This is a genomic window from Prosthecobacter sp. (assembly GCF_049294395.1).
GTDB lineage: Bacteria > Verrucomicrobiota > Verrucomicrobiia > Verrucomicrobiales > Verrucomicrobiaceae > Prosthecobacter.
The window spans coordinates 1-10,299 of the sequence record NZ_JBAQCR010000085.1 but is presented as its reverse complement, the minus strand read 5'-3'; the positions used below and the strand labels follow the sequence as shown (position 1 = coordinate 10,299).

Sequence of the window (10,299 nt, the reverse complement as noted above, 5' to 3'; positions counted from 1 at the left end):
AGCTGCAGAAGAAGGAGCTGGAGTTCTTCTACGAGGTGCGCCAGGGCAAGGTGCGCTTCACCGAGGAAGCACACGCACGGCACAAGCTGCTGGTGAAGAGATTTGCCAGCTACATCCGTGACTCGCGTTTCATGATCCTGCTCACCACGCCGGTGATCTGGGCGTGCTTCATCCCCATCGCACTGCTGGATGTGGCCATGATCGTGTACCAGGCCGTCTGCTTTCCTGTCTACGGCATTCCGAAGGTGAAGCGCAGCGACTACATCCGGCTGGACCGGCGGCATCTGGCCTACCTGAACTGGGCGGAGAAATTCAACTGCGAGTACTGCGGCTATGCCAACGGCGTGCTGGCCTGCGCCACGGAGATCGCCGCGCGCACGGAGCAGTACTGGTGCCCCATCAAGCACGCGCTGCGCATGAATTCCATGCACAGCCGCTACCGGCACTTCTTCGACTACGGCGACGCCGAGCATTACCGGCAGCAGATTGAAACGGTGCGGCGTTCGTTTGAGGACGTTGAGAAGAATGACGCACCCGCAGCGAAGCCTCCCGTCAGCGCATGATCCGCCCGGCAATGACCAAACCACGAGCAGCCGCAGATGCGTGCCCATGACAAGATCACATCACCGCCATGAAAACGAAAACCACAGCCACGAACGCCACCCCTGAAACCCCAGCGAAGGCTCTTCCACGCAAGCTGGGGGCCAACCACAGCGAGACCGCCAGCCGGCCCCGCAAGCATGACAACAACTTCAAGCAGTCCAAAGACCTGCGTGAGGATCGAGGGATTCGTCAGGTGAAAGCGAGTCCGAAATCACAGTCCGCGCGTGGTGGGCGCTAAATGACTTTCGGCCTGCCGCTGCAGTGATCGCGAAAGCCTGTGCGATGAGGCCAAGTTCACCGGCTCTACCCTCGACGGCGGCCATGCCGAGCATACGGTGGCGGATGCGCGCGCCTGTTTCCCGCCGACCTGCGCTGAGAGTGATGTGAGATCCCGGCGATTGGCCCGTTGCTTGTTCCTCCTTCGGGGCGATGCTCCCAGACATGGCTTTTCAAATCAACACTGAACTTCAATATGACGTGCTGATGAGAAGCACGATGCTGCTGAGCATCCATGCGCTTGCTACAAAGAATCAAAAGCTGCGGCAGGAATCCTTCTCTGTGACACCTGGCGTAATGTGGGAAGAACTGCCGGCAGGACCGAGCGGGAACCGCTACATCCGATTGGAAACAGGCGATGCCACAAAGCTGGAGGTGAGCTACGCGGTGGTGGCCGAGACGCGGCACAAGTTGGTCGATCATGAAGAGATTCAGGGCATCCCGATCTCGGAGATCCATCGTTCGGCCATTTCGTATCTGTTCCCGAGCCGCTACTGCCAGTCTGACCGGATGGGACGGCTGGCGATGAAGATGTTTGGCATCATCGAGCATCCCTATCATCAGACGGTGGCCATCGCGGACTGGATCTTTGAAAACATCGACTACCTCAGCGGCACCACGAATGAGGAGACCTCCGCCTATGACACGGTGACGCAGCGTGCGGGTGTGTGCCGGGATTTCGCCCACCTCGGAATCGCTTTCTGCAGGGCGCTTTCTATTCCGGCCCGTTATTTTGCGGGATATGCGTGCGGCATGCAGCCGCCCGATTTTCACGCCTGTTTTGAGGCCTGCATCGGAAACCGCTGGTTCATTTTTGATCCCACGCAACGGGCTGCGCTCAATGGGCTGGTCCGCACCGCCACCGGGCGCGATGCTGCAGACGCCGCCGTGGCCACGATTTTTGGCCAGATGCAGATGACCGGCATGTCGGTGTCCTGTGTGTCGGATGAATTTCAACCGCTCAGTGCCGCCGATCTGGCGGGCAGGGCCGTACTGATTGAACCATGAGTGACAGCCATCTTCTGAGGATCATTCACCGCACGCACTACCAATATGCGGAGCCGGTGACCTTCGACATGCATCGTCTGGTGATCCGCCCGCGAGAGGGGCACGACTTGCGGGTGGAGCAGCTGAGTCTCTCCATCACGCCCGCGGCGGATGTGACGTGGGCATGGGATGTTTTCGGGAACTCAATCGCCTATGCGCATTTTCGTGAGCCGGGCAAGGAGTTGAAATTTGATGTGGATGTGGTGGTGAGGCGCTTTTTTTCGCCGGATACGCCCCCCAAAAAGTCACACAGCCCCAATCCCTATCCGCTGGAGTATGATCTGCTGGAGCAGGCCATCCTGAAGGGGTATATGACACCGGTCTTTGCCGAGGAAACGGCCGCCATGCAGGCTTGGATCGACACACTGCCCAACCCCAGGGAGTTTCCAAGTGCCGAGGCTTTCGTGCTGCAAGCGGCGGAAGCCATCCACCAAAAAATTCGCTACATGCGCCGCGAGCAGAAGGGGGTGCAGACGCCGGGAACCACCTTGTCTCTGGGCAGCGGATCGTGCCGCGACGTGGCGACGCTGATGATGGAAACGCTGCGGCATCTGGGCATCGCCGCTCGCTTTGCCAGCGGATATCTGGACTGCCAGGCGACGCGTGCGGCACGTGGCTCGACCCATGCGTGGGCGGAGGTGTATTTTCCCCAGCTTGGCTGGCGTGGCTTTGACCCGACGACGGGAAAACGGTGCGAGCACCGGCACATCGTCACCGGGACGAGTCACCACCCGCGCGGCGTGATGCCGGTGAGCGGACGGTATTTCGGGCCGTCAGGTGCGTTCCTGAGCATGGACGTCGGTGTGGAGTTTTCGACGCCGGAGCTGTAAGGCCTCATTTGATGGGGGGCTGGAGGCGGAGAATGCCCTCGGCTGCTTTCCCTGTCGTTATCATCTTGAATCTCGTCGCGTCCTGCGGCATGGACACGGCCCCACTTACAACCATGTCCGAAGCCCGCAAGACCCTCGAAGAACGCGCTCAGATGTCAGACATCGATCGCCTGCGCCACTCCTGTGCCCACGTGATGGCCACCGCCATCCTGCGCCTGTGGCCGAACGCCCAGTTTGCCTACGGCCCGCCGGTCGAAAACGGTTTCTACTATGACTTTGATCTGCCGGATCACCGCATCACGCCGGATGACTTCGAGAAGATCGAGGCGGAGATGAAGAAGATCTCGAAGGAGAACCAGAAATTCGAATGGAAGGGCGTCAGCCGTGATGAAGCCATCGCGCTGGCGAAATCCGGCCGTCTGGGTGGTCTGACGGAGCGTCCGGGGAATCCGAGCACGTTCAAACTGGACCTGCTGGAAAAGATTCCTGAAGGCGAGCAGATCTCGACCTTCCAGAATGGTGACTTCATCGACCTCTGCGCGGGCCCGCACGTGGGCTACAGCGGCAAGTGCAAGCATGTCAAAATTATGTCCGTGGCGAGCGCCTTCTACATGGGCGACGACACGAAGCCGCAGCTGCAGCGCCTGTATGGCACGGCTTTCCCGACGAGCGAAGAACTCGCGAAGCATCTGGAGCAACTCGAAGAGGCGAAGAAGCGCGACCACCGCAAGCTGGGCAAGGAACTGAAGCTCTTCCACATCGACGAAGAAGTGGGGCAGGGGCTCATCCTGTGGACGCCGAATGGGGCGATCCTGCGTCAGGAATTGCAGAATTTCATCAGCGAAGAGCTGCGCAAGCAGGGCTACAGCCAGGTTTTCACGCCGCACATCGGCAAGGTGGGTCTGTACAAAACCAGCGGTCACTTCCCGTATTACAAGGACAGCCAGTTCGCGCCGGTCATTGAAAACGATGATCTCGCGAAGGTGATCAAGGAAGGCTGCGGCTGCTGTGAAGTGATGGAGCGCCTGGGTGCCGTGTCTGCCCGCATGCGCCAGCAGCTCAACGAGCGTGCGGGCAAGGAAGTCATCACGGAAGACCGTGTGCTGCCGGATGACAAGCTGCTCGACGGTTTCCTGCTGAAGCCGATGAACTGCCCGCATCACATCAAGATTTACGACAGCCAGCCGCGCAGTTATCGCGACCTGCCGGTGCGCCTTGCCGAATTCGGCACGGTGTATCGCTGGGAGCAGAGCGGTGAGTTGAACGGCATGACGCGCGTGCGTGGCTTCACGCAGGACGACGCCCATCTCTTCTGCACCGAAGATCAGGTGGCCAAGGAAGTGCTCGGCTGCCTCAGTCTCGTGAAGATCGTGCTCAACACTCTGGGCATGCATGACTACCGCGTGCGCGTGGGTCTGCGTGACCCTGACAGCAGCAAGTTTACCGGGAATCCGGAGCAGTGGGACAAGGCGGAAGCCGCCTGCCGCGAAGCCGCTGCCACCCTCGGCGTGCCCTTCACCGAAGAGCCCGGCGAGGCCGCGTTCTACGGCCCGAAAATCGACTTCGTCATCAAGGACGTCATCGGCCGCGAATGGCAGCTGGGCACTGTGCAGGTGGACTACGTCCTGCCAGTGCGCTTTGACCTGACCTACAACGGCGCGGACAACCGCCCGCATCGCCCGGTGATGATTCATCGTGCGCCGTTCGGCAGCATGGAGCGTTTCTGCGGCGTGCTCATCGAGCATTTTGCTGGTCACTTCCCAACCTGGCTTGCGCCTGAGCAGGTGCGCATTCTTACCATCAGCGAGAAGGTGGATGCCTTTGCGGATGAGATCTACGCGCAGCTTAAGGATGCGGGTCTGCGGGTCTCATTGAACAACGACGCTGATAAGATCGGTGCGAAGATCCGTCTGGCCCAGCTTGATCGCATTCCTTACATGCTCGTTCTTGGTGAGAAGGAAGCGGCTGCTCAGTGTGTGGCGGTGCGTCATAGCAAGAAGGGTGATCTCGGGGTGAAGCCGATTGCTGAGTTCCTGGCGGAGATTGCGGCTGAGGTGAAGGAGCGGAGGCTGTAAAGGCTCTGATCTTTCGTCCATGCGGTTCCATAGCTTGAGTTCCCCAGGTCAGGATTTCGGTTCATTCTCGGCTCCGAATTCGAATCTTGGGGGACGGCTCTGGGCTCGATCCCGATTGTCATTTGCGCGAGGAGAGTGCTGGGTCTGCCCCCTAACAGAAAGTCTTTCAGATCATATCGTAAGTCTTCGAGGTTCGATTGAAGAATTGCAATCAATGCCAGGGAGCGATCTGATCAAGTCGCCTGATCGTTGTTTTGAGGTAGGTGGCGATTCTGATGGGCATGCTTACTTTATCTCCAGTGATTCGGGTGAGATTTATGTGTGGTGGCATGATCCAGATGAGCTGACGCGACTTGATGTGACGCCGTTTTCCATGGAGGAGCTCATTGAGTGGAGCATACGGAGAGATACCTCATATCCCCGCGACAGGAACTGGAGCACCTTTGTGGAAGCGGGTGCTTCGGGAACATTGGTAAACCTTGAGACTCCGGACGGCCTTGGCATGACAATGAACCTGCCATCCACGAGCATGCTGTTTTTTGGGCATCCTCAGGAATACTCATTCACTCGGATTCGCGAACGGATGGCTGTGTTTGGAGATTTTGAAGAGCAATTTGAGTCCGATCAGGTCTTGGCATTGCTCCAGCCTCACCGGGGTTTTCTGGTCGAGATGACACATCGGCTGAGAGGGCGTCGATGCCAGATTAACTTGGAGGCCAATCATACTTTGCCTCACGATGCCAGCTTGGTGGAACACGGCCGTCAGCTTGTTGCCTGGCTGAAAGCGGAAGGATTCTGCGATGTTGATGACCTGTCGGTGATGATGCCCGAAGAATAGTCTATGCGGTCGAGGGGCTCTGCTATCTGGCTATGAGCCCTACACCCGCGCCAATCCCAGCAGTTCCTTCACGCGCTCAATCCCCGACGCTGACGTCTTCGCCACAAAGCCGCGCGCGTGGGCGAAGTGGACGTCGGGTTGTTTGTCGATGCGGGTGAAGTCGTAGAGTGGGTTGTCGTTGTGGCGGGAGAGGCCGTAGCCGGAGCCGCGGCGGTCGGGGTAGATGAGGGCGGCGACGGTGGTGGCTTTGCCGATGGTGGCGAGGTAACGATCTATGCCGGCGGAGGGCTCGTCGGGCATGGGATCGGTGCGGGGGAGGAAGAGGATTTCGTGTTCGTCCACGGTCCAGATTTGCGCCTGCTGGGCGATGTAGTCGAGGCGGGTGCGGAGTTCGCGCAGGTATTCGAGGAGATCGGCTCCGATGTAGCTGAGGATTTCCCAGAGGGGCTCGCCGGGCTCCAGGCGCTTGGCTTTGGCGAAGCGGCGCAGCACGGTGATGTCGATGGGGGAGTTGAGCTTGTTCATGGTATTGCGGTCCACACCAAGCCACTTGGCGGTGACGTTTGGGCCGCGGGTGTCGAACCATTCGGCGGGCTCCAGCCAGTCGCAGAACTGGCGGGCGTCTTCATAGACGCCGAGATGCTGCAGCACGAGGCTCAGGGCGCAGACGGGAGGATGGTCGGCAGGGAATTGATGATGGTCGAAGTTGTTGCGCTCCGGGGCATGCTCGCCGCCGACATCGACGACGGCAATCGTGGGATCGGCGAGATCCTCCAGGGTAGGTTCGCGGCGGACGATGGGCACGCGGTGCACGGCGGCGAGGAGGCTGCAGGCGAGGAGTTCGTCTTTATGGGAGCCGCCGGGGTGGGTGAGGATGAGGGTCAGAGACATGGAAGAAAATGAGATGGGGAGACAATCAGATGAGGGGCTGGAGCGGAGCGCAGGTGGCCGAGAGTTCAAGGGATAGTCAAGATGGATGACCGTTGACGGCATCATTCCAATCAAGGTTTCCCTTTCACATGTTCTATTGCGGTCTTTGACAATCGTGTTTTGTCTTGCCGCTGGTCCAACACACTCTCTGCGGAATCGCTTTCATTGAAGGCCGTGTGCGAGGTGAACTCTTAAAGCTATACCAAAGCATTGAAACTCGTATTGGCTGGATCGTGCCACGCTATGCTTAAGAAAAAATGTAATACAAATGTTGGATTTTCTGTGTAAATTGTTTGTTCGTAGGAGAAAGAGATTTTACATTAGGTGAATTAAGTGTAGTGATCCTTTACCCGGGTGAAATAAGTGAATTTATGCTGTGTGTTTAGGCGTCATTGCACATCAATTGTTCTATTAATTTTGTAAATTAAACAATCAAACTACTGAAAAATGGTCCGTTTTATCATCTTGACACTGGTCTCGTCCTCTCTTGCACTCAATGCTGCCGAGCCGAAGGGCGGGAGGCCGAATTTATTGGAAAATGCCGCCTTTGAGAGCGCCATGACTGGCTGGACAGTGACCTCTCACGAAAATTTGGGAAAGGTGGACTTGGACAAGGATGTCAAACGTGGCGAGACGCCCAGCTTGCGCATTACGAATCCTGGAGCGAGTGACACTTTCTGTAAACAGATCGTCAAAGTGAAGCCGGGCATGCGCTATCGTTTTACCGGCTACATCAAGACCAAAGATGTTGTGGTCAAAGGTGGTCAGGCTGCCAATTTGTCATTGGATGGCACCTATGAGCGCTCGCCATCCCTTAAAGGCTCTGAATCATGGCGAAAAGTCGAATTTGAATTTGATTCAGGCCCTTCGGACACGGTCCAGGTGGGCTGCCGTTTGGGCGGTTGGTTCAGCATGACGACTGGCACTGCTTGGTTTGATGATCTCAAGCTTATTGAAATTGGCAAAAGCAGAAAGGGCTGAAAGCGTTTCACCAGTCGAGTGATGGTCAATCGTGTACACCTGGCGATGGTTTCCCTTCGTTCCCGCTTTGACCTTGGACTATCATCGCGACCTTGAATTTTTTTGCGGGCCTGCGGCTTTGTGATTCACAATGGGGCATCAATATCTTTGACCTCGGCTGGGCATTGCTGCTTTTGTACCATCGGCTTTACATAACCCTCGATCTTGTAGCTCCTTCGTGTCTCTTTTCCCTTGAGGGTGGTGATCTCTTCAAACTCCACGGTCAGCCAGCCGAGCAAACGGGTGCCAGGTTTGTATCCCTCGCTTTTCATCCGAAACGCTTTCTTGGTGATGCGCCACTGAAGCTTTTCGCCAGGAATGGTCATGGGATAGGTGGCTTCAAAGGAGCAGGTGATCTGCTTCTTTTCGTCGAGATTCACCGTCAGCATGCTCGCATAGGCGGGCATGCCACCGGTGATGACCAGATCCACTCCTTGTCCACGCTCAGTCGCTTCACAGAAAGACATGAGGTGCTCTCCTTGGTGCGTGGAGATGCAGCTGGCCGTGTGCTCGATCTTGCTGACTGTTTTGCGGTTTACCGGGCCGCCGGCAATGGTGTCTTCCAGATGACCGTCATCATGCTCGATGATGTGCCAGGGATAGGACGCTTGCTTGGATCTGAAAAAATCAGAATCGAGGCTGGTATCGATCACCGCAGAGGCTCTCAAGGCATCGACACAGCGATCCTCAACTGTCTGTGCTTGGGGCTGAACCTTTCCCGCCGTCCAGAACCCGACGCAGCAGGTGAAGCACGCTGCCGCAAATCGGATTCTCATAGAAGCGGGGAGGAAAAAGTGGATCACTCTCCTGGCAGAGGCTCCGTCGGCCAGGTCTCCTGCCACGGCAGGCCGTAGGCGTTCAGGTCAGCCATGAAGGGATCCGGATTGAGTTGCTCCACATTCCAGACGCCCGGCTGGCGATACTCGGCGGGATTGGTGAGGAGCTGACGCGCGGCGATCATGGCGGGCACGCCGGTGGTGTAGCTGACGCCCTGGGAGTTGGTTTCAACGTAGCAGGCCTGATGGTCGCAGATGTTGTACACGTAGTAGCGCAGCGGCTTGCCATCCTTGCCCGTGCCTTCGATCCAGTTGCCGATGCAGGTCTTGCCCTTGGTGTCTGCACCCAGGGTGCCGGGTTCGGGGAGAAGGGTCTTGAGGAATTCGATGGGGATGATGTCCACGCCTTTGTGCTTCACGGGATGGATGCCGGTCATGCCCACGTTCACGAGCACTTCCATGTGCTTGATGTAGGCGTCGCCAAAGGTCATCCAGAAACGTGCGCGGCGGATGTCGAAGTGCTTGGTGAGCGACTCCAGCTCCTCGTGGTAGAGGCAGTAGATGTTCTTCGGGCCGATGCCAGCGGGGAAAGGGAAGCTGCGCTTGATTTCGAGCGGCTTGGTCTCCACCCACTTGCCATCCTGCCAGTAGCGGCCGTTGGCGGTGACTTCGCGGAGGTTGATCTCGGGATTGAAGTTCGTGGCGAAGGCCTTGCCGTGGTCGCCGGCGTTGCAGTCGAGGATGTCGAGGGTGTCGATCTTCGAGAAGTGGTGCTTCATCGCGTAGGCGGTGTACACATTCGTCACGCCCGGGTCAAAGCCGCAGCCGAGCAGGGCGGTGAGGCCCGCTTTCTTGAACTTGTCCTGATAGGCCCACTGCCAGTGGTACTCAAACTTGGCCACGTCACGCGGTTCGTAGTTGGCGGTGTCGATGTAATGCACGCCGGCTTCGAGGCAGGCGTCCATGATGGTGAGATCCTGATACGGCAGCGCCACATTGATGACGACTTCGGGCTTGTAGCTTTTCAGCAGCTTGACCAGCTCCGGCACGTTGTCCGCATCCACGGCGGCGGTTTGAATCGGGCGCTTCAGTTCTGCGGCGATGCTGTCGCACTTGGATTTCGTGCGGCTGGCCAGCATGATCTCACCGAATACATCGGGAAGCTGGGCGCATTTATGAACGACAACGCGGCCAACGCCGCCGGCTCCGATGATGAGGACTCTGTGGGACATGAAGGGGAAAGGGGAATGATGAAATTAGAATGACAGCCGAGCAAAGCGAGACAGACGACCGCAGGGAGCCCGAAGGGTGAGCGAAGCGAATCAAATGCCAGGTTGGCGGGAGAGCGAGTGTAGCAGACGGAGGGGGAATGCAAGCGACGGAAATGGCGGGAGGAAAGGTCCCGATAAGCCAATTTCAGAATGCCAGCAGCGTGTGACCAGACTTATCACGCCTTGACCGGCGGCGGACCACCGTTTCCTCGCGCAGGCTGTGCAGCGAGCAAATCGGTGAGCAGACCACTGGATGATGCGGGCATGAGGGTGACGGAGGCTTTGCCGTTGATGATTTTCTGGGCTTCGAGAACGTCGAAGACGGCTTGGGCCACGTCGGGGTCGTTGGAGATGTCGCGGAGGGCGTTGCCGACGATTTCTGGGCGGACGGCTGCGGCTTTGGCGAGCTCGATGGCGGCTGTTTTTTCGGCGGTGCTGGTGATGACGCTGACCTGATTGACACCGTCCTGCTTGATGGCGGAGGTGACCTGACGGAGACGGTTGACGACCTTGCTTTCGATCTGCTTGATCATCATGGCATCGCGGAAGTGGACCTTGCGTATGTAGACGCTGCCGAGCTTGTAGCCCCATTCATGGGACTTGGGCGTGACTTCGTTGCGCACGGTGTCGCTC

The 10,299-nt window shown here is 57.9% G+C and carries 10 protein-coding genes and 1 pseudogene; 7 read left to right on the top strand and 4 right to left on the bottom strand.

The window, feature by feature from the left end:
• The 6 genes from WAW39_RS05690 to WAW39_RS05665 all read left to right on the top strand — a co-directional run.
• Positions 1 to 563 (top strand): hypothetical protein (locus WAW39_RS05690; protein ID WP_422316668.1); only part of this gene is annotated, 563 nt, incomplete at its 5' end.
• A 68-nt stretch (positions 564 to 631) separates the two neighbouring features.
• On the top strand, positions 632 to 841 hold the full coding sequence (locus WAW39_RS05685) for a hypothetical protein (protein WP_422316666.1): 210 nt from the start codon (positions 632 to 634) through the stop codon (positions 839 to 841).
• A gap of 203 nt (positions 842 to 1,044) precedes the next feature.
• The gene (locus WAW39_RS05680) at positions 1,045 to 1,887 is read left to right on the top strand and encodes a transglutaminase-like domain-containing protein (RefSeq protein ID WP_422316664.1); all 843 of its coding nucleotides are present in this window, start codon (positions 1,045 to 1,047) and stop codon (positions 1,885 to 1,887) included.
• Positions 1,884 to 2,756, top strand: a complete 873-nt coding sequence (locus WAW39_RS05675; protein WP_422316662.1) for a transglutaminase family protein — start codon at positions 1,884 to 1,886, stop codon at positions 2,754 to 2,756. The genes WAW39_RS05680 and WAW39_RS05675 overlap by 4 nt, the downstream gene beginning before the upstream one ends.
• Before the next feature lie 113 nt (positions 2,757 to 2,869).
• Entirely contained in the window at positions 2,870 to 4,831 is a 1,962-nt protein-coding gene (thrS, locus tag WAW39_RS05670; RefSeq protein ID WP_294401065.1) for a threonine--tRNA ligase, read from the top strand.
• 214 nt (positions 4,832 to 5,045) lie between these two features.
• Positions 5,046 to 5,669 (top strand): hypothetical protein, encoded by a 624-nt coding sequence (locus tag WAW39_RS05665; protein WP_422316658.1) that lies wholly within the window; start codon positions 5,046 to 5,048, stop codon positions 5,667 to 5,669.
• 39 nt (positions 5,670 to 5,708) lie between these two features.
• On the opposite strand, the gene WAW39_RS05660 is transcribed toward WAW39_RS05665, so the two are convergent.
• Entirely contained in the window at positions 5,709 to 6,560 is an 852-nt protein-coding gene (locus tag WAW39_RS05660) for an MYG1 family protein (RefSeq protein WP_422316656.1), read from the bottom strand.
• 486 nt (positions 6,561 to 7,046) lie between these two features.
• On the opposite strand from WAW39_RS05660, the gene WAW39_RS05655 reads away from it, so the two are divergent.
• A complete protein-coding gene (locus WAW39_RS05655) occupies positions 7,047 to 7,580 on the top strand; it encodes a carbohydrate binding domain-containing protein (RefSeq protein ID WP_422316654.1) in 534 nt (177 codons plus the stop codon).
• A 125-nt stretch (positions 7,581 to 7,705) separates the two neighbouring features.
• Here WAW39_RS05655 and WAW39_RS05650 read toward each other — a convergent pair whose 3' ends face one another.
• The 3 genes and pseudogenes from WAW39_RS05650 to WAW39_RS05640 all read right to left on the bottom strand — a co-directional run.
• Positions 7,706 to 8,395, bottom strand: a complete 690-nt coding sequence (locus tag WAW39_RS05650; protein ID WP_422316652.1) for a hypothetical protein — start codon at positions 8,393 to 8,395, stop codon at positions 7,706 to 7,708.
• Between the two features lie 23 nt (positions 8,396 to 8,418).
• On the bottom strand, positions 8,419 to 9,627 hold the full coding sequence (locus tag WAW39_RS05645; RefSeq protein ID WP_422316650.1) for a saccharopine dehydrogenase family protein: 1,209 nt from the start codon (positions 9,625 to 9,627) through the stop codon (positions 8,419 to 8,421).
• A 215-nt stretch (positions 9,628 to 9,842) separates the two neighbouring features.
• Positions 9,843 to 10,299: pseudogene (locus WAW39_RS05640) on the bottom strand (SPFH/Band 7/PHB domain protein); the annotation flags it as partial.